The organism is Azospirillum sp. (assembly GCF_035627195.1).
In the GTDB taxonomy this organism is placed as follows: domain Bacteria; phylum Pseudomonadota; class Alphaproteobacteria; order Azospirillales; family Azospirillaceae; genus Azospirillum.
Genome location: NZ_DASPMG010000453.1, coordinates 1 through 19,228, shown reverse-complemented (window position 1 = coordinate 19,228; position 19,228 = coordinate 1). Strand labels below are relative to the sequence as shown.

At 67.0% G+C, this 19,228-nt stretch carries 22 protein-coding genes; 13 read left to right on the top strand and 9 right to left on the bottom strand.

Annotation, left to right across the window (positions count from 1 at the left end; translation table 11 throughout):
* A partial coding sequence (uvrC, locus tag VED21_RS38745; RefSeq protein ID WP_414638404.1) for an excinuclease ABC subunit UvrC occupies positions 1–1,340 on the bottom strand: 1,340 nt, incomplete at its 3' end.
* A 390-nt stretch (positions 1,341–1,730) separates the two neighbouring features.
* Entirely contained in the window at positions 1,731–2,501 is a 771-nt protein-coding gene (locus tag VED21_RS38740; protein ID WP_324891860.1) for an SDR family oxidoreductase, read from the bottom strand.
* 45 nt (positions 2,502–2,546) lie between these two features.
* Here VED21_RS38740 and VED21_RS38735 point away from each other — a divergent pair, with 45 nt between their 5' ends.
* Together VED21_RS38735 and VED21_RS38730 are read left to right on the top strand one after the other, a co-directional pair.
* Entirely contained in the window at positions 2,547–3,344 is a 798-nt protein-coding gene (locus VED21_RS38735; RefSeq protein ID WP_324891858.1) for a hypothetical protein, read from the top strand.
* Between the two features lie 52 nt (positions 3,345–3,396).
* On the top strand, positions 3,397–3,669 hold the full coding sequence (locus tag VED21_RS38730) for a hypothetical protein (protein ID WP_324891856.1): 273 nt from the start codon (positions 3,397–3,399) through the stop codon (positions 3,667–3,669).
* A 50-nt stretch (positions 3,670–3,719) separates the two neighbouring features.
* Here the strand turns inward: VED21_RS38730 and VED21_RS38725 are convergent, their stop codons facing one another.
* The 3 genes from VED21_RS38725 to VED21_RS38715 form a co-directional block, all read right to left on the bottom strand.
* Complete coding sequence (locus tag VED21_RS38725) at positions 3,720–4,409, bottom strand: hypothetical protein (protein WP_324891854.1); 690 nt, start codon at positions 4,407–4,409, stop codon at positions 3,720–3,722.
* A 311-nt stretch (positions 4,410–4,720) separates the two neighbouring features.
* Positions 4,721–6,406, bottom strand: a complete 1,686-nt coding sequence (locus VED21_RS38720; RefSeq protein WP_324891852.1) for a hypothetical protein — start codon at positions 6,404–6,406, stop codon at positions 4,721–4,723.
* Between the two features lie 57 nt (positions 6,407–6,463).
* Complete coding sequence (locus VED21_RS38715) at positions 6,464–7,552, bottom strand: dsDNA nuclease domain-containing protein (protein ID WP_324891850.1); 1,089 nt, start codon at positions 7,550–7,552, stop codon at positions 6,464–6,466.
* 345 nt (positions 7,553–7,897) lie between these two features.
* Between VED21_RS38715 and VED21_RS38710 the strand changes: the two genes are divergently transcribed.
* Together VED21_RS38710 and VED21_RS38705 are read left to right on the top strand one after the other, a co-directional pair.
* Positions 7,898–8,281 carry a hypothetical protein gene (locus VED21_RS38710; RefSeq protein ID WP_324891848.1) on the top strand — a complete coding sequence of 128 codons (384 nt, stop codon included), beginning with the start codon at positions 7,898–7,900 and terminating at the stop codon, positions 8,279–8,281.
* A gap of 316 nt (positions 8,282–8,597) precedes the next feature.
* On the top strand, positions 8,598–8,909 hold the full coding sequence (locus VED21_RS38705; protein ID WP_324891846.1) for a hypothetical protein: 312 nt from the start codon (positions 8,598–8,600) through the stop codon (positions 8,907–8,909).
* An 84-nt stretch (positions 8,910–8,993) separates the two neighbouring features.
* On the opposite strand, the gene uvrB is transcribed toward VED21_RS38705, so the two are convergent.
* Entirely contained in the window at positions 8,994–11,153 is a 2,160-nt protein-coding gene (gene uvrB / locus VED21_RS38700; protein ID WP_324891845.1) for an excinuclease ABC subunit UvrB, read from the bottom strand.
* A gap of 284 nt (positions 11,154–11,437) precedes the next feature.
* Positions 11,438–11,626, bottom strand: a complete 189-nt coding sequence (locus tag VED21_RS38695) for a hypothetical protein (RefSeq protein ID WP_324891843.1) — start codon at positions 11,624–11,626, stop codon at positions 11,438–11,440.
* Positions 11,627–11,791: 165 nt separating this feature from the next.
* Here VED21_RS38695 and VED21_RS38690 point away from each other — a divergent pair, with 165 nt between their 5' ends.
* Positions 11,792–12,040, top strand: a complete 249-nt coding sequence (locus tag VED21_RS38690; protein WP_324891841.1) for a hypothetical protein — start codon at positions 11,792–11,794, stop codon at positions 12,038–12,040.
* A gap of 39 nt (positions 12,041–12,079) precedes the next feature.
* On the opposite strand, the gene VED21_RS38685 is transcribed toward VED21_RS38690, so the two are convergent.
* Positions 12,080–12,976 carry a branched-chain amino acid aminotransferase gene (locus VED21_RS38685; RefSeq protein WP_324891838.1) on the bottom strand — a complete coding sequence of 299 codons (897 nt, stop codon included), beginning with the start codon at positions 12,974–12,976 and terminating at the stop codon, positions 12,080–12,082.
* Positions 12,977–13,118: 142 nt separating this feature from the next.
* Here VED21_RS38685 and VED21_RS38680 point away from each other — a divergent pair, with 142 nt between their 5' ends.
* The 3 genes from VED21_RS38680 to VED21_RS38670 all read left to right on the top strand — a co-directional run bounded on the left by VED21_RS38680 (position 13,119) and on the right by VED21_RS38670 (position 15,939).
* Positions 13,119–13,631, top strand: coding sequence for a MarR family winged helix-turn-helix transcriptional regulator (locus tag VED21_RS38680; protein ID WP_324891837.1), 513 nt, complete (start codon positions 13,119–13,121; stop codon positions 13,629–13,631).
* A gap of 48 nt (positions 13,632–13,679) precedes the next feature.
* Positions 13,680–14,378: a response regulator gene (locus VED21_RS38675; protein WP_324891835.1), complete on the top strand. Its 699-nt coding sequence runs from the start codon at positions 13,680–13,682 to the stop codon at positions 14,376–14,378.
* Positions 14,379–14,601: 223 nt separating this feature from the next.
* Positions 14,602–15,939: an ATP-binding protein gene (locus tag VED21_RS38670; protein ID WP_324891862.1), complete on the top strand. Its 1,338-nt coding sequence runs from the start codon at positions 14,602–14,604 to the stop codon at positions 15,937–15,939.
* A gap of 6 nt (positions 15,940–15,945) precedes the next feature.
* Here the strand turns inward: VED21_RS38670 and VED21_RS38665 are convergent, their stop codons facing one another.
* On the bottom strand, positions 15,946–16,659 hold the full coding sequence (locus tag VED21_RS38665) for a DUF533 domain-containing protein (protein WP_324891833.1): 714 nt from the start codon (positions 16,657–16,659) through the stop codon (positions 15,946–15,948).
* Positions 16,660–16,819: 160 nt separating this feature from the next.
* On the opposite strand from VED21_RS38665, the gene VED21_RS38660 reads away from it, so the two are divergent.
* From VED21_RS38660 to VED21_RS38640, 5 genes are all read left to right on the top strand, one after another.
* Positions 16,820–17,077 carry a hypothetical protein gene (locus tag VED21_RS38660; protein WP_324891831.1) on the top strand — a complete coding sequence of 86 codons (258 nt, stop codon included), beginning with the start codon at positions 16,820–16,822 and terminating at the stop codon, positions 17,075–17,077.
* Positions 17,058–17,480: a putative toxin-antitoxin system toxin component, PIN family gene (locus VED21_RS38655; protein WP_324891829.1), complete on the top strand. Its 423-nt coding sequence runs from the start codon at positions 17,058–17,060 to the stop codon at positions 17,478–17,480. The genes VED21_RS38660 and VED21_RS38655 overlap by 20 nt, the downstream gene beginning before the upstream one ends.
* Before the next feature lie 70 nt (positions 17,481–17,550).
* A complete protein-coding gene (locus tag VED21_RS38650) occupies positions 17,551–17,970 on the top strand; it encodes a DUF1622 domain-containing protein (RefSeq protein ID WP_324891827.1) in 420 nt (139 codons plus the stop codon).
* Positions 17,971–18,011: 41 nt separating this feature from the next.
* On the top strand, positions 18,012–18,404 hold the full coding sequence (locus VED21_RS38645) for a DUF202 domain-containing protein (protein ID WP_324891825.1): 393 nt from the start codon (positions 18,012–18,014) through the stop codon (positions 18,402–18,404).
* Positions 18,405–18,457: 53 nt separating this feature from the next.
* On the top strand, positions 18,458–19,228 hold a 771-nt coding region (locus VED21_RS38640; RefSeq protein WP_324891823.1), incomplete at its 3' end, for a lactate/malate family dehydrogenase.

Below are 19,228 nucleotides of genomic sequence, written 5' to 3'. Positions count from 1 at the left end.
GCGACGATCATGCCGCCGATGGCGAAGGCGCCCTGCACGTGGCTGTTGTCGTAGACCTCGATCCGCTCCGGCGGGGCGTCCAGCCCGAACACCTCGGCGACGCCCTCCAGCAGGCGCTGCTGGGAGGAGTGCTCGGCGAGGCGCCGGCCGTGCGCCTCGCGCGCGTTGGTCAGCGCGTGCTCGACGATGCGGCGCTTGTCGCCGCGCTTCGGGACCGCCAGCTCCACCTTGTGCCCGGCGCGCAAGGACAGCGCCTCGGTCAGCAGCTCGTGCTCCGTCACCTCGTGGCTGAGCAGGACCAGCGCCGGGGCGGTCTTGTTCTCGTAGAACTGGGCGACGAAGGCGGAGAGCACGTCCTCCATCTCCTGCGCCTTATCGTGGCTGGGGAAGTAGGCGCGGTTGCCGTAGTTGCGCCCGCCGCGGAAGAAGAAGACCTGGATGCAGGTGCTGCCGCCGTCGGCGTAGGCGGCGATGACGTCGGCGTCCTCCACCACCCCTTCGATGTTGATGTCCTGGTGCGCCTGGATGGCGGTGAGCGCGCGGATGCGGTCGCGGATCTGCGCGGCGGTCTCGAAGTTCAGCGCTTCCGCCGCCTCGGTCATCGCCTTGGCCAGTTCGCCCTGGATGTCGCGGCTCTTGCCGGACAGGAAGGCGCGCGCCTGGTCGACCTGGGACTGGTATTCCTGCGGGTTGACGCGGCCGACGCAGGGTGCTGTGCAGCGCTTGATCTGGTATTGCAGGCAGGGGCGCGTGCGGGCGTTGAAGACCGTGTCGGCGCAGTTGCGCAGCATGAAGGCGCGCTGCAGCGCCGTGATGGTGCGCGTCACCGCCGCACCGGAGGCGAAGGGGCCGAAGTACCACGCGTCCTGCCCGCGGCTTCCGCGGTGCTTCGTCAGCTGCGGATAGTCGTGCCCCTTGGTGATCATGATGTAGGGGAAGGACTTGTCGTCGCGCAGCAGGACGTTGTAGCGCGGCATCAACTTCTTGATGAGGTTCGATTCCAGGAGCAGCGCCTCCACCTCGGTGTGGGTGGTGACGAACTCCATGGTCTCGGTCTCGGCGACCATGCGCTGCAGGCGGATCGGCAGGCGGTTGACCTGCGTGTAGTTGAAGACGCGGCGCTTCAGGTTCTTCGCCTTGCCGACGTACAGCACCGCCCCGTCCGCCGCGATCATGCGGTAGACGCCGGGGTTGCCCGGCAACGTCTTCAGGTGGCCGCGGATCACCTCCACCCCGCGCGCGAGGTCGGACGGGCGGCGGCGCGCGCGCGGCGCGGCCGGGGTCGTCTCGGGCGTCGTCTCCGGTTGGGTCTCGGGCTGGGTCTCGGTGGTGTCTTGCATGTGGCGGTATGTCGTGAACGGGACGCGGTGGGTAAACCCCCACCAACCAACGGGTTAATACCTTCGACTCAGGCGCGCCGTAAGACTATCCACCGTTCCTGTGGATAACTCTGTCCATAACCCTTGTGACAGCGATGGACGGTCCAGGCGCCCCAAGGGGTTCCCAAGGACTGCCCATTTTTTGGGCAAACTTCGTAAGTCATTGATTTTCCAGCAGGCCTGAGTTGTCAAGGCGGCACGGAGGGTGCGCCGCACAAAATTGTCACGGAGGCCATACCCCCTCTTGCGCGCCACCGCGGGCCTGTGTAAAACGCCCGCCCTCGAAAGGGCCGGGGCACTCGAATTCGTTAAGGATTCGTGGCACTCCCTGCTGCCGAAGCGGCATCCCACCTATTCCTTCGGCACGAAGCCGCGCGACGGCTGCGCCCAGCCCAGGTGCTCGCCGCCGTCCAGGGCGATCATCTGGCCGGTCACGGCGGGCGCGTCCAGCAGGAAGCGGATGGCGGCGGCGATCTCCGCCGGGTCGGTGCTGCGGCGTAGCGGCACGGCCAGGGCCTGTTCGCGGAAATGCTCCTCCGTCTGGCGTTCGTTGCGCAGCGTCGGGCCGGGGCCGATGGCGTTGACGCGGATGCGCGGGGCCAGCGCCAGGGCCAGCGTCTGCGTCAGCGTCCACAGCGCCGCCTTCGACACGGTGTAGGAGGTGAAGTGCGGCGTCAGGTTCCACACCCGCTGGTCCAGCAGGTTGACCACCAGCCCGCGCTCCGGCTCCGGCAGCTGGCGGGCGAAGTGCTGGATCAGCACGAAGGGGGCGCGCAGGTTCGCCTCCAGGTGCAGGTCCCACGATTCGCGGGTGGCGGTGAGCGCCTCGTCGCGTTCGAAGACGCTGGCGTTGTTGACCAGCAGGGTGAGCGGGCCCAGCCGCTCCACCGCGTCGGGGACGAGGCGGGCGACCTCCTCCTCCCGGCCCAGGTCGGCCTGGAGCACGGCGGCGCGGCCGCCGGCCGATTCGATCTCCGCGACCAGCCCCTCGGCGTCGGCGACCGAGCGGTGGCAGTGCACCGCCACGGCCCAGCCGTGCGCCGCCAGGTCGCGCGCCACGGCACGGCCGATGCGCTTGGCGCCCCCGGTGATGAGGGCGGCTTTCCTCTTGATCTGCACCATGCCGCCATAGGTACCTTCCACCCGTCCGGGGTCAAGGGGAACGGGATGCTGCGCGAGGCCTGGGAGTATCTGACCACCCCCGCCGGGGCCGAGGCGCGCGCCTTCGGGTACCTGGCGGAGGCGGTGGCGCTGGGCGCCCGGCACCGCCGCCAGCGCGCCGCCTGGGCGCCGCACGTGGCCGCCTGCCGCCACTTCATCCTGGACGCCGCGTCCCGCGCGCCGGCGACGGGCGGCGCCGCCCTGGTCGCCGGCTCCGGCCGGCTGATCGAGGTGCCGCTGGCGGAGCTGGCGGCGCGGTTCGAGTCGGTGGTGCTGGCCGACCTGATCCACCCCCCGGCGGCGCGGCGGGCGGCGCGGCGATTCGCCAACGTGCGGCTGGCGGAGGTGGACGTGACCGGCGCGCTGAAGCCGCTGGATGCCGCCTTGCGCGGCGGCGGCCCGCTGCCCTCCCCCGCCCCGCCGGATTTGGGCGGGCGATTCGCCTTCGCCGTGTCGTGCAACCTGCTGTCCCAGCTGCCGCTGCTGCCGCTGGACGCCATCGCGCGCCGCGCGCCGGCGGTGGGCGAGGCGGAGCGCGCGGCCTTCGCCACCGCGCTGGTGGCGGCGCACCTGGAGTGGCTGAAGCGCGCCGGCACGGTGGCGGCGCTGGTCACCGACGTGGAGAGCCTGTGGCTGAAGGACGGCACGGTGCTGGAGCGCGAGGGATCGCTGTGGGGCGCCGCCCTGCCCGCCCCCGACGTGACCTGGGACTGGAACATAGCACCCCGGCCGGAGGAGGACCGCTGGCTGGACCTGCGGCACGCCGTGGGCGGCTGGTACGACCTGAACGCCTCTCCGGCCTGATGCAACGCCCGCCTGACGCCCCTGTTGGTCCCCACGGGAAAGGAGGACCCGCATGGACGCGAACGACCGCACGGACAACCCCCGCATCGACCCCACCGCCGAGGGCGGCCCGACCACGCCGGTGATCCCCGGCACCGGCGGCGCGCAGGCCGGCGGCGGCCCGCACGTGGGCGCCACGGAGGGCGGCACCCGCGGCGTGCTGGGCATCGGCGGCAACCCCGCCGGCACGCCGACCAGCGGCCTGGGCTCCGGCGGCCCCAAGTCCGGTGACGGCGACTCCGGCGACGGCGACTCCGGCGAGGAGCCCGCGCGCCCCGCCGACTGACGGATGCAACCGGATGCAACGGGATGCAACGGATTCCGCCGGGTGTTGCATCACCGCGCGCCGTCCACGGGCAGCGGCTCCACCGTGTCGTCGGGGTGGTGGCCGGGGTAGGCGTAGGGGCGCTCCTCCTCCGGCAGGCTGGCGATGGCGGCGACCTCGGCCTCGTCGGGCGGGAATTCCTCGCGGAAGGCGGCGGGGTCCGTCTCCTCCTTCGTCAGGTCGCGGACGACGCCCAGCCGGTCGGCCAGCCAGCGGACGGTCTGCATGTCGCTGCGCATGACGGCGCGCTCCAGCTCCACCGCCACCAGCCGGCCGAGCGAGCGGACGCGCGAGCGCGCCTCGCGTTCCAGGTGGCCGCGCTCCCAGGCGATGCGCACGCGGAAGTCCGGCGAGGCGTGGTAGGCGCGCCAGACGGTGGCGCGGTTGCACCCCATGGTCCGCGCCACCTGGAGCATCGAGCAGCCGGCCGCGAGCATGTAGGCGGCGCGCGCCCACTGCACCTCGGAAAAGCGCGAGCCCGGCACCAGCGCCCCGCGCGCGGGCCTGGGCGGCTCCTCCAGCGGGTGCCGGTCGTGGTAGCGCGGCCGCTCCCCCTCCTCCCAGGTCTTCATCTCCGGCCCGTCCGCCGCGCGCTCCCACCGGTACTGCCGGGTGTCGCGCGCGGGCCAGTCCTCGCACGCGGCATCGCGCGGGAAATCCTCGGCCGGATCGTTCGGGTGGCGCTGGCGGTCGGCGGGCATGGCGGGGGCCTCCGGGATGGGGAAATGGATTATTTTCCTATCACAGGGAGGCGAAAAGCACAAGGCGGGGCCGATTCGCGGGCGCGGATCAGTACAGCTTGCGGGCAACGGGTTTGGGGAGTTCGTTGTCGGTGTCCCAGGATTCGACCCAGGCCACGACTTCTTCAAGGGGAATGCCGATACCCTCGCGGGCCTCCTGCATCGCGCGGAGGGTACGGGGGTCTACAGGGATAGCCTCTCTCTTCATGCCCAACTCATCGACTGGGTTATTATCGTATTGCACACCATAGGGTGTCCGTTCATTTCCCAAATCACAACAAGTACCCAAGATAGGGGCGCATAACGTCCATGACCTCGTTGTATTTCTCTGGATCAAGAACGCGTCGCTTAGCCTGTCCAACTTTATATACTGAAACGTCCTTAACATCGAGCCCGTATTCGCTTTCAGCACCAACAATGACCTGAGTTCCTTCGGGAAGAAAGTTAAACGCAAACCTCATGACCGCTCTCAAATGCGATGTATCCTGCCCTTGCTGGTTAGGTGCGTCAATAACGACCGGACAGAACGGCGAGCTTCTGAAATGGTAAGCTGACGCAATCACTGAAAAATAATAGGCAAACAATGTTCTAGGCGTCTCACTTCCACGCCCAAGATCTGGAAGCATGACATTCGACTCGTACCTTTCCGGCAGCATAACATCGAGCTCCCCAGCGAACTCATTGAGTTTTGAGAAAAAATAATGCAGAACCCTGTCCACGCGCTGAGGGGTTACCTCTAACTCCATTTCTCTTTTTAGATCGGCAATATTTGCCTGCATGTCTCTTATTTCTACATCCATGTCAGAGATGCGCGTTGAGAGAGATTGCTGCGTTTCAAGCCGCCCTTGCGCGCGAACAACCTCTCTTAACTCGATACCTTCCTTTTTGGCGGCAGATAGGGTACTCTGAATGCGCTGGAAAACCTCATCCAATTCATTCAGTCGCAACCTGTGAAGTCGCATTTCTCGCTCAAGTTCCGCGATACGTGTGCGCGACTCAGAAAGAGCATAAAGAAGGCTATCTTCATCCTTAACTAGATCAAACTGGGCACCAATCGAGTTCTCAAAGTGAGTCCCACACGTTGGACAAGAAACCACACCCGGTAGACGCACTAATGCATTTAAACTCCCCCGTATTTCAGCTAATGCTTTAGTAACAATATCTCTCTGCCGCAGCCATAGACGCAGCTCTTCATCCAATCCAGCCAATTTCGCCCTATATTGAATTTGCTTTACGTAAAGACTATTTGCCTCCCTTAGCAGAGTTACGGTCTCATCTTCAAAGTGGCGCATATCCAAATCAATAGCAACATCGGACATAACGGTTTTTACAGCAACTATTGCCTGATGAAATCCTTCTCTCTTCCGTTGCAACTTACGTAGGTCCGACTTCCTTGCTTCGCGCTCGGCCCAAGCCTTGTAATAATCAGCTGTTTTGACCCCAATGTAATATTCCGCCAACGCTTCTCGCGCCTTGCCCTTTGCTAGCTCCACGAACGGCGACCATGTGACCGTCCAGCTTCTATCCTGGTCTATATAATAAGGAGCAAAAATATATGCAGAGGGCGGCACCGTAGGCTTATTATCATCTCCGTTAAACAAGAAGCCAAACCCGAGCTTTTCTGCCCAAAAATTCGCTATTTTCTGAGAGTTATCCGTATCTATCAAACGCCTATCGTCACTATCGAAAACCGATACGTATCCAGGCGTCTTCAATACCTTATAAATACTGCCGTCAATTGCTATCTCCAACAAAGAGATTACGCCAGCCTTCCGCCACCGGTTATCAATTTTGTGAGGCGTCGCACCGAAAGCTTCATACAGACTTTTTACGACGGCCGATTTTCCCCACTGATTTTCCGCCATTATCAGGGTTCGGTCCCGATCGAAAGAAAATGCCAGTCCGCTCCGCTCGCTCTGCGACAAAAGGTAAAGCTTTAAGAACCTCATCGTGCGCATGATCTTTGATCCTCATTAATCTTACTATGCGATACAGCCCTGCGTGATTTTCCTCGCTCATCCTGCGGCCTCATATGCCTCTACAATTTTTGCTCCAAAGTCACACCATTCACTTTCACTTGCATGCACACCCCCTAGAGTAATAGATCCCAGCAAGTCGACCACAGATAGAATCTTTTTCGCATTCTTGACGGCTTCTTTGTTCTTTTTAGCTATATCCCGCGCCATTCGCGCAAACTCTGATACCGCCGCGTCGCCAGTTGCCCTCAATGATATGTAATTAAGGCACGCATTTTTAATACGAAGCAAATCGGTTCCGTCAATTCCCTTCCCAACAAGCTCCCGCTCTACAATTGGCCAACTACCATGAAAATTGGTTTCTTGGGCAGGCTTCTGCAAAATATTTTCAATATCCGATCTACACAGCGATTTTCTTGCGCACAACGCTATGTAATCGCTCGGCTTTTCCCCAACATTGATCTTTGACTCAACACTTTCTATTAACAAATGGCTGGCCGCTATGATTGGCGACACGTCAGGAATGGCGCCTCTTTTTTCCATTTCACGCCTGATTATAGTATATATTGCTTCTCTATGGCCTTGAATGCCAATTTCAGAGCGCTCGATCAAAAATATATTTCTGTAGCTTTGAGTTGATGCGCCGGGATGGTCGTCAGAAATAGCTTTCTCTAACTTTTTCCATTCTTCATTGCTAATTTGGCTTCCGCGCAAACTGCGCACACCCGCCCCACAGACCCCTCCGCTCTTTAGCTTTATCTTTAGAGGTGCATTCGTAATTAGTCCGGTTTCGGTGATTTTTCCACTGAAAATAACAACATTCTTATACATTTTCCCAACTATACTTCTGGGAGCAACCTTTCCATCTTTTTTCGCCATGACGCTGACGCAACACGCCTTCCCATCCCAACCTTTGATTTGGTAGGTCTTTATGTCGTCCGGATCATCAGAATCATCGACAAACGCTAGGTCATCTATGTAATCGAATATAACGCGATAATTTTGCTTGGTTCGATGACGCTCTAGTATCTTAAGCAGAGATACGTCAGCTTGAAATTGGAAACGATCGGAGCTGCGGCTGCCCTCTATCTCGCCGCCTAACAGAATGCCCTGTATGATCATATTCATCGACACTCTCACAACGCGCCTGTGACGACGTATCGACGATGCGGAAAATTTACTAACGTGTGGTTAGCAAAGCGTCCTTCAATGAACGCTCCAAATCCTTATGCGGCGAAGTGATGCATGCACTATGTATGCAGCGCGGTCAAAATTTTAACGATGCAACCAGAACCAATGGCTGCTTTATAGCCCCTTGCCCGCCCCCCGAATCGGGCGCACACTGCTCTGGTCGCGCTTGGCGCGGCGCAGTAGGGCGGCCGAGCGGGGAAGGTGGAAGCTCCCCGCGCCCGGCCTGACCATAACCAGCTTCGTGGAGCTTGGATCATGGCTGATTCCGAGGATAGCACAGGTGTGTCCATCTCCCGCCGGTCTTTGCTGGCGGGCGGCGGGGGGTGCGTTCTGGCCGGGGCCGGGGCGGCGGCGGGGGATGGGGGTGCCTTGTACCGGGAATGGGTGCGGGCGCTGGCTCTGGCCGACGCCTGGGCGGAGGAGGAAGCGCGGCTGGAGGTGCGGGACGCCGGGCCGGCGGCGCTGCGCCGGGCGTGGCGGATGACCGAGGCGGCGTGGGTGGCGTGCGACTCCGCCGCCGAGCGGCTGATCGCCGAGCCGGCGGACTCGCTGCACGGGCTGCTCGACAAGGCGCTGTGCCTGCGCTGGCGCATGGAGGCGCAGGCCGACCGCGACATGATGGGCGTTCTGGTGGCGGACATCCGCCGGCTGGCGGCACGCGCATAGACGGGGATCTAAGGGGCTCCAGCCCCTTGGCGGGGGTGCAGGGGGCGGAGCCCCTTGCCGGCCGGTCCGGAATGTCCGTCGTGCGGGACCCCCTCACCCTGACCCTCTCCCCAGGGGGGAGAGGGGATTGGGCGCCTGCCGTCCTGCCTACTCCGTTCGCGGGAGTGGAACGGCGGGCGCGGGCTGACGATATGCGGGGGTGGGCTTGGGGCGGTGTGGCCGGAAATTGTCACGGGCGGGCCGCAAGCAACCTGAGCGGGACCGCGGCCGTGCGGTGGTAGGATGCCGCCCTACGCGCGAAACAGGAGATCGCAGGATGTTCGGGAAGGGTGTCGTTGGGGCGGGCGTCGCGGTGCTTGCGCTGGTGCTGGCGGGGCCGGCCTTGGCCGACGGCAAGGGGCACGGGCATAAGCACGGGCACCACAAGCACGGCCATTATCACGGTGCGCCGGTCGTGGTGTACGAGCAGGCGCCGCCGGTGGTGGTGGTGCAGCGGCCGGCCCCGGTCATCGTGGCTCCGCCGCCGCCGCCGCGGGTTATGTACGCGCCGCCGCCGGTGGTGTACGCGCCGGTGATGCCGGCGCCGGCGCCGGGGTTGAGCATTCAGATGAACGTGCCGTTGCGGTGACGTTCTGCCCTCACCCGCCCGCGCTGTGCGCGGGCACCCTCTCCCGGGGCGGGAGAGGGTTTGGGGGTGCGGGGGAGGGGTATATCAGCGCTTGCCCTTCTTGGCTTTGATGGCGGCTTTGCCGGATTTGCTGTAGGGGGCGCCGGGGGCGGATGAGGGCACGCCGCGGGCCATGCGGGCGGTGCTGATGCCGATGCTGCCGGGGGGCTCCAGGCCCAAATCCATGGCCTCCAGGCGCTTGATCTCGTCGCGCAGGCGGGCGGCCTCCTCGAACTCCAGGTCGGCGGCGGCGGCCTTCATCTTCTTTTCCAGGTCGGCCAGGACGGCCTTCAGGTTGTGGCCGACGGTGGCGGCGTCGGTGTGCACGGTGACGTGGTCGCCGCGCTCGTAGACGCTGTCGAGGATATCGCCGATCGCCTTCTTCACCGATTCCGGCGTGATGCCGTGCGCCTCGTTGTAGGCCTTCTGCTTCTCGCGCCGGCGGTTGGTCTCGCCGATCGCGTACTTCATGCTCTCGGTTTCCTTGTCGGCGTAGAGGATGGCGCGGCCCTCCACGTTGCGCGCGGCGCGGCCGATGGTCTGCACCAGCGAGGTCTTGGAGCGCAGGTAGCCTTCCTTGTCGGCGTCGAGGATCGCTACCAGGGCGCATTCGGGGATATCCAGGCCCTCGCGCAGCAGGTTGATGCCGATCAGCACGTCGAAGGCGCCGAGGCGCAGGTCGCGGATGATCTCGATGCGCTCCAGCGTCTCCACGTCGGAGTGGATGTAGCGCACGCGCAGGCCGGCCTCGTGCATGTATTCGGTCAGCGCCTCGGCCATCTTCTTGGTCAGCGTGGTGACCAGCACGCGGTAGCCCTTGCCCGTCACCTCCTTGCACTCGGCGATCAGGTCGTCGACCTGGGTCTCGGTGGGGCGGACGATGACCTGGGGGTCGATCAGGCCGGTGGGGCGGACCACCTGTTCGGTGAAGACGCCGCCGGTGCGCTCCAGCTCCCAATTGCCGGGGGTGGCGGAGACGAAGACCGTCTGCGGGCGCATGCTCTCCCACTCCTCGAACTTGAGCGGGCGGTTGTCCTTGCAGCTGGGCAGGCGGAAGCCGTAGTCGGACAGCGTGGTCTTGCGCATGTAGTCGCCGCGGTACATGCCGCCGATCTGCGGCACCATGACGTGGCTCTCGTCGACGATCAGCAGCGCGTCCTTGGGCAGGTATTCGAACAGCGTGGGCGGCGGCTCGCCGGGCGCCCGGCCGGTGAGGTAGCGGGAGTAGTTCTCGATGCCGGCGCAGGAGCCGGTGGCGGCCATCATCTCGATGTCGAAGGTGGTGCGCTGCTCCAGCCGCTGCGCCTCCAGCAGCTTGCCCTCGGCCGCGAACTCCTCCAGGCGGATCTTGAGGTCGCGCTTGATCTGCTCGATGGCCTGGTTGAGCGTCGGCTTGGGCGTGACGTAGTGGCTGTTGGGGTAGACGCGGACCGCTTCGAGGGAGGCCAGCTTCTCGCCGGTCAGGGGGTCGATCTCGTGGATCGCCTCGATCTCGTCGCCGAAGAGCGAGATGCGCCAGGCGCGGTCCTCCATGTGGGCGGGGAACAGCTCCACCGTGTCGCCGCGCACGCGGAAGAAGCCGCGGCCGAAGCCGGCGTCGTTGCGCTTGTACTGCAGCTCGGTGAAGCCGCGCAGCAGGTCGGGCTGGCGAATGATCTGGCCGGCGCGCAGGTCGATGGTCATCTCGGAATACAGCTCCACCGAGCCGATGCCGTAGATGCAGCTGACCGAGGCGACGATGATCACGTCGTCGCGCTCCAAGAGCGCGCGGGTGGCGGAGTGGCGCATGCGGTCGATCTGCTCGTTGATCGAGGATTCCTTCTCGATGTAGGTGTCGGTGCGCGGGACGTACGCCTCCGGCTGGTAATAGTCGTAGTAGGAGACGAAGTATTCCACCGCGTTGTTCGGGAAGAACGACTTCATCTCGCCATATAGCTGGGCGGCCAGCGTCTTGTTGGGCGCCAGCACCAGCGTGGGGCGCTGCACGCGCTGGATGACGTGCGCCATGGTGAAGGTCTTGCCGGAGCCGGTGACGCCCAGCAGCACCTGATCGCGCTCGCCGGTCTGGAGGCCGGCGGTCAGCTCCTCGATGGCCTTGGGCTGGTCGCCGGCGGGGATGTACTCGGAGACGACCTCCAGGCGCTTGCCGGGCTCCAGCTTGGCGAGCGGCTTGCGCGGGATGGCTTCGAGGACGGGGTGCGTCATGGTTCGATTCACCGGGTACGGAACGGGAACCCGGGAAATATGGAGGGCCGGGGGGCAAGAGTCGAGCGGAGGCTTGCCGGTGGGGCGAAGCCTCCTGTCAGCCCTGACAGGTTCGCCGCACGGGGCCGCCGTGCGAGAACGGCGGCGGTGACGGCGGCGGTGACGGCGGACGGGAGGACGGCGATGAACGGCAGGACACGCACGGCGCTGCGCGCCGCGGGCCGGGCCTGCGTGACCGGGGTGGTGACGCTGCTGTGGGCCGTGCTGTGGGCGGCGACGTCCCCTCAGTTGAGCGACGGCAGCGGGGTGGCCGGGGCGCGCTCGGGCGGCAGGGCGAGATCCGCCTCGCGCACGTAGTGGACGATGCGGCCGTCGGCGAGGCGCAGGTCGTAGAACGGCTCGCCGCTCATGGTGCGCGCGATCACCTGGCCTTCGTGTCCGCTCCAGCGGACCGGCGTGCCCAGACGGACCATGGTCGGTCTCCCCCTTGGTTGTTTCGGAAAAGGGTACGCCGGGGGGCCGCCGGGCGGGCTGTGTCAAAAACCGGCCATACGTGCCGGTGTGGTCCCACCTTGGTCACACCGACCTATGCCCAGGCGGGTATAGCCTTTCGGCAAAACAATCCACGGGGGATGCGCATGACCTACACGGTCTGCTTCTGCAACGCGACCAATCGCGACGACACCCAGAGGGTCGGCCACATCGGCCCGTTCGACACGCTGGCGGACGCCGTGCGGCTGGTGATGGAACGGATCCCGGCGCCCAGCCGCCCCTACGCCATTGTCGAGGGCGCCGCCATCGAGGCCGGCTGCGGCGCCGCGCTGCACTTCGACGAGATCGCCGCCGTCTACCAGCGGATGCCCAAGCGGGAGCTGGTCGATGCGTGAAGGGGGCGCGTCCGCGCCCCCTCCCCTGCCACCTCGCGTTTACTCCTCCGTGCCGGCCCAGACGGGGCTGCGGACGGCGGCGTCGTAGTCCTTGATCAGCGCCTCGCACACGCGGCCCGGCGTGAAGGTGTGATCGCCGATCTGGCCGACGGGGGTCACCTCGGCCGCGGTGCCGGTGAGGAACACCTCCTGCGCGCTGGCCAGCTCCTCCGGCTTGATGGGACGCTCGATCACCTGGATGCCGCGCTTCTTCGCCAGATCGATCACCGTGCGGCGGGTGATGCCGTCGAGGAAGCAGTCGGGCGTGGGCGTGTGGATGGTCCCGTCGATGACCAGGAACAGGTTGGCCCCCGTCGCCTCCGCCAGCAGGCCGCGGTAGTCGAGCATGAGGGCGTCCTGGTAGCCCTGCTGCTCCGCCGCGTGCTTGGAAATGGTGCAGATCATGTAGAGGCCGGCGGCCTTGGACGCGGTGGGGGCGGTGTCCGGCGCCGGACGGCGGTAGGGGGCCCACATCAGGCGGATGCCGGCCATCTTCGCCTCGGGGCTGAAATAGCTGGGCCACTCCCACACGGCGATGGCGAGGTGGATGCGGTTGTGCTGGGCCGAGACGCCCATCATCTCGCTGCCGCGCCACGCCACCGGGCGCACGTAGGCGTCCTTCAGCCCGGTCTGCTCGACCACCAGCCTGGTGGCGGCGTCGATCTCGGCCACCGACCAGGGGATCTGGAAGCCCAGCAGCTCGGCCGACTTGGCCAGACGCTCGCTGTGCTCGGTCAGCTTGAAGACGCTGCCGTTGTAAACCCGCTCACCTTCGAATACACAGCTTCCATAGTGCAGGCCGTGGGTCAGCACGTGTACCTTGGCCTCGCGCCACGGCACCAGGGCGCCGTCGTACCAGATCACGCCGTCGCGGTCGTCGAAGGGGATGATGGCCATGGGATTGGGTATCCTTCGTGTGAGCTTGGTGGCAGATTCAAGCGTGTTCGCAGGCCGAAGCTTGGTTGTTGTGCGATCCCGGTTGTTTGATTATGTCTGAACCGCTGTCCCATTCGTAACATTCCTCAAAAAACACGTCAACATGACTGACATAAAAGCAGGGGTGAACCAGCTGTTCCTACGGGAGGAGGAGCTGCGCACGGGCATGGAACTCCTGTTCTACGCCTACCGCGAATTCACGGCCGAACCCGATGAGATCCTTGCGAAAATCGGCTTCGGCCGGGCGCATCACCGGGTCATCTACTTCGTCGGCCGGCACCCGCGGATCACGGTGTCGGAGCTGCTCGGCATTCTGCGCATAACGAAGCAGAGCCTGTCGCGCGTCCTGGGGGAACTGGTGCGTCAGGGGTACATCGACCAGACCACCGGCGTGCGCGACCGCCGCCAGCGCCTGCTGGAGCTGACCGAGAAGGGCGTGGAGCTGGAGCGCGAGCTGTCGGAGACGCAGCGCCAGCGCATCGCGCGCGCCTACCGCATGGCGGGGGCGGAGGCGGTGCAGGGTTTCCGCAAGGTGATGATGGGCATGCTGGACGAGGAGGACCGCGCCAAGTTCGCCCCGCCCGGCGAGGCGCGTCTGGCGGCGGTGAAGCGGTAGCGGCAACCCCCTACCCGCCGGCGCGCGGCGCGCGCTATAGTCCGCCGCATGACGGAGGACATGCCCCACATCCTCGTCGTCGACGACGACACCCGCCTGCGCGAGCTGCTGCGCAAGTATCTGGCCGGCAACGGCTTCCTGGTGGCCACCGCGCAGGACGCGGCGGACGCGCGCGCCAAGCTGGGCGGGCTCGCCTTCGACCTGATCGTGCTGGACATCATGATGCCGGGCGAGAGCGGGCTGGAGCTGACGGAATCGCTGCGCCGCGACGACGACAACATCCCCATCCTGCTGCTGACCGCGCGGGGCGAGCCGGACGACCGCATCGCCGGGCTGGAGGCCGGGGCCGACGACTATCTGGCCAAGCCGTTCCAGCCGCGCGAGCTGCTGCTGCGCATCAACTCCATCCTGCGCCGGCAGGCGGCCAAGCCGCCCGACCCGGTGCCGGCGCAGCCCGTGCGCCTGGGGCCGCTGCTGTACCTGCCCGACCGGGACGAGCTGCGCAACGGCGAGGAGGTCATCCGCCTGACCACGGCGGAGGCCAGCCTGCTGCGCGTGCTGGCCGGCCAGCCGGGCGTGACCTTCACCCGCGAGGAGCTGACCGAACGCAGCAAGGTCGCCGGCAACGCCCGCACCATCGACGTGCAGGTCACGCGCTTGCGCCGCAAGATCGAGCCCGACCCGCGCGAGCCGCGCTACCTGCACACCGTGCGCGGCGAGGGGTACGTGCTGAGGCCCGACGGATGATGCCGCCCCGCATGCCCCCTCCCGGCTCGCTGACGCTCGCCACCCTCCCCCGCTTCGCGGTGGAGGGTTTTTGTGCCGAAGCGGCGGCAGTCCCCTCCACCTCGAAGAGGGGGAGGGTTAGGGAGGGGGCAGCAGTTCGCCAGATCAGGGAATTGCCGCCATGAGCGCGCCGGACGCCACCGCGCGCGGCCCGGCCCCGGCGACCCCGGCCCCGGCGCCCGCCATGCCACCCGCCACGCCGCCGGCCATGCCGGCGGGGCTGAAGCGGGTGCTGCCGCGCACGCTGTTCGGGCGGTCGCTGGTCATCATCGTGACGCCGGTGATCCTGGCGCAGGCGGTGGCGACCTGGATCTTCTACGAACGCCACTGGGACACCATGACGAACCGCCTCGCCACCGCGGTGTCGGGCGAGATCGCCATGATCATCGACCAGCTGGAGCGCGACCCCACGCCGGACGGGCGGCAGAAGACGTTCCTGACCGCCGCCCGCAGCTCCGACCTGATCGTCACGCTGGAGCCGGGCAAGACCCTGCCGGAGCCGCGCCGCCCCCTGCGCGGCATGCTGGAGCGCACGCTGGGCGAGGCGCTGGACGAGCGGGTGCACCGCCCCTTCGCCATCGACACGCGCGTGGCGCACGAATGGTACGAGATCCGCGTGCAGCTGCCGGACGGCGTGCTGTCGGTGATGTCGCCGGAGCGGCGGCTGTTCAGCCCGACCTCCTACATCTTCATCCTGTGGATGGTCGGCTCGGCCATGGTGCTGTTCGCCGTCGCCATCGTCTTCATGCGCAACCAGATCCGCCCCATCCGCCGCCTCGCCATCGCCGCCGACAGCTTCGGCAAGGGGCGCGACGTGCCGAACTTCAAGGCGGAAGGCGCCTTGGAGGTGCGGCAGGCGGCGGCCGCCTTCCTGAAGATGCGCGAGCGCATCCAGCGCCAGATCACCCAGCGCACGGAAATGCTGGCGGGGGTGAGCCACGACCTGCGCACGCCGCTGACGCGCATGAAGCTGGCGCTGGACATGCTGGGCGACGGGCCGGAGGTGGAGGAGCTGCAGGCCGACGTGGCCGAGATGGAGACGATGATCGAGGGCTACCTCTCCTTCGCCCGCGGCGAGGGGGCGGAAGCCGTGCAGCCCACCGACCTGACCCGCCTGCTGAACGAGGCGGTGAGCGGCGCCCGGCGCGAGGGCGCCGACGTGGAGCTGACCGTGCCCGAGGGGCTGGCCCTGCCCCTGCGCCCCAACGCCATGCGCCGGTGCCTGGCTAACCTGCTGGCCAACGCCCGCCGGCATGCGAAGCACATCCGCGTGGCGGCGCGGCACACCGGGACCGCCATCGAGATCACGGTCGACGACGACGGCCCCGGCATCCCCGCCAAGGCGCGCGAGGACGTGTTCAAGCCGTTCTTCCGCCTGGACAGCTCACGCAACCCGGCCACGGGGGGCGCCGGCCTGGGCCTGACCATCGCGCGCGACGTGGTGCGCGGCCACGGCGGCGACGTCACCCTGGCCGACAGCCCGCAAAAAGGCCTGCGCGTGCTGATCCGCCTGCCGGTGTGAGCCCGCCTACGCGATCCCCTGAAGCTCCTGCGCGCGCTGCGGGTCGAGGTTGAGGCGGGCGGCGAGGTATTGCAGGTAGGAGCGCTCGGCCGGGGTGTCCGCCTCGATGGCCAGCGTGGAGGCGAGGAAGACCTGCTCCGCCGTCTCCGGGTCGCGCACGTCGCGCACCAGCGTGTCGATGGACTGCGGGGCGGCCAGCTCGCGCTCCAGCAGGCGGCGCTCCTCCTGGCCGGCGCCGGCATCCTCGGCGCGGCCGATGATGCGCTGGCGCTCGTCGGCGTCGATCACCCCGTCGGCCGCCGCCGCGGCCACCATGGCGCGGATCAGCAGCAGCGCCTTGGGGTCGTCCACCGCCGCCTCGGGGGCCGCCTGCTGTTCCGGGCGCAGCATGCGCGACAGCCGGTCGCCCAGCGAATCGCCGCCCTGGCGCGCCTGGGCCTGGGTGGAGGGCGCCTGGGTGGAAGGCTGGCCGCCGCCGAGGACCTGACCGCCGCTGCCGGCCTGCGCCTGCGGCTGCGAGGGGTTGTTGCGCTGGTAGTCCTGGTAGGCCTTGTAGGCGAGGTAGCCGAGTGCCGCCAGCCCGGCCGTCTGCCGGAAGCCCCCCCGGCTGCCGCCGCCGCCCAGCCCGAAGGGCGAGGCCGCGAACGACGGCCCGCGGTGGCTGCGCCCCGCCATGCCGGTGGCGAGCATGGTGCCGAGAAGACCGGTAAGGTTCGCCATGGTGCATTCCTCCGTCTGCGTTGCCCCATGCCAACAGCGCGGGCGTGACGGCGTTGCGGGGGCAGCCTTGCGGGGGCAGCCTTGCGGGGGCGGCCTTGCCAAGGGTGCGGGCATGGCCCACTCTTGGGAGGATGCTTCCCCCACGCCGCGGAGGGCCGCCATGGGCGCACAGAACCGAATCGTGACGGTCGAGGTCCCAGTCCCCGAAGACGTGGCGCGGCTTTGGCAGACCCTGCCGGAAGCAGAGAAGAAGCGGCTTGGCGTCCTCGTCCAGGCCTTCGTGACGTCGGCCGTGACGCCGAGCGAAGCCTTCGCCAGCTATTTCCGGCGCCTGGACGCGGAACTGGAAGCGAGCGGGCTGACCGACGACATCGTTGACGAGGAGCTTGCGGCGTACAATGCCGAGCGTCGTGGTTGACACCAGCACCCTGGTGGGCGCCGCCATGAAGCGGCAGTCGATTCCGCGTCTGGCGTTCGAACGCATCATCGCCCGGCACACGCTCGTTGCCTCGCCAGCCGTGCTGCGCGAGGTCGAAGAGGTGCTGATGCGCCCGAAATTCGACCGCTTCGTCCCTCGGGATATCCGGGCCGGGTTCATTCTGCTGATCCGACATTACGCGCTGACGCACGACCCGGCCGAACACATCCGGGCCTGCCGCGATCCGAAGGACGACATGTACCTGTCGCTCGCCGTGTCCGCCGGGGCGGATTGCATCGTGTCGAGCGACGACGACCTGCTGTGCCTGTCGCCCTTCCGCGGCATCCCGATCCTGACCCCGCGCGCGTTCCTCGACCAGGACATGGTGCCCGGACCCGCGTGAACATCCGCCGCCGTGCGCCGTTCCCCCTGTGGTCGCAAGCAGGGGTCGTCGCAAGCAGGGGAAACCGCGCATGCCACCCACGGAAGCAGCGCTCGCCGAAGGTCCGCGCGGGGCGTTGGCGCAGGTTGCGGAGATGATCACCACCGGCATCGAGGCGGCCGGCGTGGGCATCATCGTGGCGGCGGCGCTGATCGCCACCGGCCTGTTCCTGCGCGACGGGTTCGGCGCGGCGGGATGGGGAACGGCGTACGAGCGCTACCGCGCCAACCTGGGGCGCGGGATCCTGCTGGGGCTGGAACTGCTGGTGGCCGCCGACATCGTCGGCACGGTGGCGGCCCCGCTGGACATCCGCACCATCGGCGTGCTGGCGATCATCGTGCTGATCCGCACCTTCCTCAGCTTCTCGCTGGAGGTGGAGATCAAGGGGCACTGGCCCTGGCAGGACAGCCGCATGCGCCGGCCACCGGCCAAGGAGGAGCCGCAGCCATGAGCGAGCCGCCCGTGAGAGAGCCGGCCATGAGAGAGCCGGCCATGAGCGAGTCGCAAGCCCCGCCGCAGCCCGACGGCGCCGACCGGCGCACGCAGCTGGCCGCCGACCGCACGGTGTTCGCGGCGGAGCGCACCTACGCCGCCTGGGTGCGGACCGGGCTGGCGGCGCTGGCCAGCGGCGTCGGCGCCAAGAAGCTGCTGGAGGGCGTCATCCCGGAATGGGGCATCTGGGCGGTGGGCACCATCCTGGTGGCGTTCAGCGCCTTCTGCTTCGGCGCCGCCGTCTGGCGGCAGGTCTACTCCGGCGCGCCGCCGCCGCATCCCGACACCAAGCGCATCCCGCCGATCCTGCTGATCGCCGTCAACGGCTTCCTGATGCTGGTGGCGCTGAGCGCGCTGGTCAGCATCTGGTTCGGCCGGACGGGTGGCGATTAAGGGCCCGCCGCCGTACCTTATGCGGTGGATACGGACAGCGGGAGAGGCGGGCCATGAAGGTGGGCGTGGTGGGTGCGGGGGCCGTCGGCAGCACGGCGGCCTTCGCCATGGTGATGAACGGGGCGGCCAGCGAGATCGTGCTGGTCGACGGCAACGAGAAGCTGGCGCTGGCCCAGGCGCACGACATCGCGCACGCGGTGCCCTTCGCGCACGCCACGGCGGTGCGGCACGGCGGCTTCGCCGAGCTGGCCGGGGCCGGCGTGGTCGTGCTGGCGGCCGGCGTCGGGCAGAAGCCGGGCGAGACGCGGCTGCAGCTGCTGGAGCGCAACGCCGCCGTCTTCGCCGACATCATCCCCAAGGCGCTGGCGGCGGCACCCGACGCCATCCTGCTGGTCGCCACCAACCCGGTGGACGTGATGACGCAGGTCGCCACGCGCATCTCCGGGCTGCCGCGGGAGCGGGTCATCGGTTCCGGCACCATCCTGGACACGGCGCGCTTCCGGGCACTGCTGGGCGCGCGGCTGGGGGTGACGCCCAAGTCGGTGCACGCCGCCGTGGTCGGCGAGCACGGCGATTCGGAGGTGCTGCTGTGGTCGGGCGCCATGGCCGCCGGACTGCCGGTGGACGCCTTCGCCGCGCAGACCGGCCGGCCGCTGACCGCCGAAGACCGCGCGGCGATCGACGACGGCGTGCGCCGCGCCGCCTACCGCATCATCGAGGGCAAGGGCCACACCGCCTTCGGCATCGGCGGCGGCATCGCCCGGCTGGTCGGCGCCATCGCCGGGAACGAGCGGGCGGTGCTGACCTGCTCCATCCTCAACGAC

Excerpts from the sequence above, each read along its gene's own strand:
- VED21_RS38730 (WP_324891856.1), top strand. The coding sequence starts at position 3,397 with ATGGACGCGAACGACCGCACGGACAACCCCCGCATCGACCCCACCGCC.
- VED21_RS38645 (WP_324891825.1), top strand. The coding sequence starts at position 18,012 with ATGAGCGAGTCGCAAGCCCCGCCGCAGCCCGACGGCGCCGACCGGCGC.
- uvrB (WP_324891845.1), bottom strand. The coding sequence starts at position 11,153 with ATGACGCACCCCGTCCTCGAAGCCATCCCGCGCAAGCCGCTCGCCAAG.
- VED21_RS38715 (WP_324891850.1), bottom strand. The coding sequence starts at position 7,552 with ATGAATATGATCATACAGGGCATTCTGTTAGGCGGCGAGATAGAGGGC.
- VED21_RS38685 (WP_324891838.1), bottom strand. The coding sequence starts at position 12,976 with ATGGCCATCATCCCCTTCGACGACCGCGACGGCGTGATCTGGTACGAC.
- VED21_RS38740 (WP_324891860.1), bottom strand. The coding sequence starts at position 2,501 with ATGGTGCAGATCAAGAGGAAAGCCGCCCTCATCACCGGGGGCGCCAAG.
- VED21_RS38670 (WP_324891862.1), top strand. The coding sequence starts at position 14,602 with ATGCCACCCGCCACGCCGCCGGCCATGCCGGCGGGGCTGAAGCGGGTG.
- VED21_RS38665 (WP_324891833.1), bottom strand. The coding sequence starts at position 16,659 with ATGGCGAACCTTACCGGTCTTCTCGGCACCATGCTCGCCACCGGCATG.
- VED21_RS38720 (WP_324891852.1), bottom strand. The coding sequence starts at position 6,406 with ATGCGCACGATGAGGTTCTTAAAGCTTTACCTTTTGTCGCAGAGCGAG.
- VED21_RS38690 (WP_324891841.1), top strand. The coding sequence starts at position 11,792 with ATGACCTACACGGTCTGCTTCTGCAACGCGACCAATCGCGACGACACC.
- VED21_RS38735 (WP_324891858.1), top strand. The coding sequence starts at position 2,547 with ATGCTGCGCGAGGCCTGGGAGTATCTGACCACCCCCGCCGGGGCCGAG.
- VED21_RS38725 (WP_324891854.1), bottom strand. The coding sequence starts at position 4,409 with ATGCCCGCCGACCGCCAGCGCCACCCGAACGATCCGGCCGAGGATTTC.
- VED21_RS38705 (WP_324891846.1), top strand. The coding sequence starts at position 8,598 with ATGTTCGGGAAGGGTGTCGTTGGGGCGGGCGTCGCGGTGCTTGCGCTG.
- VED21_RS38650 (WP_324891827.1), top strand. The coding sequence starts at position 17,551 with ATGCCACCCACGGAAGCAGCGCTCGCCGAAGGTCCGCGCGGGGCGTTG.
- VED21_RS38675 (WP_324891835.1), top strand. The coding sequence starts at position 13,680 with ATGACGGAGGACATGCCCCACATCCTCGTCGTCGACGACGACACCCGC.
- VED21_RS38695 (WP_324891843.1), bottom strand. The coding sequence starts at position 11,626 with ATGGTCCGTCTGGGCACGCCGGTCCGCTGGAGCGGACACGAAGGCCAG.
- VED21_RS38680 (WP_324891837.1), top strand. The coding sequence starts at position 13,119 with ATGACTGACATAAAAGCAGGGGTGAACCAGCTGTTCCTACGGGAGGAG.
- VED21_RS38660 (WP_324891831.1), top strand. The coding sequence starts at position 16,820 with ATGGGCGCACAGAACCGAATCGTGACGGTCGAGGTCCCAGTCCCCGAA.
- VED21_RS38655 (WP_324891829.1), top strand. The coding sequence starts at position 17,058 with ATGCCGAGCGTCGTGGTTGACACCAGCACCCTGGTGGGCGCCGCCATG.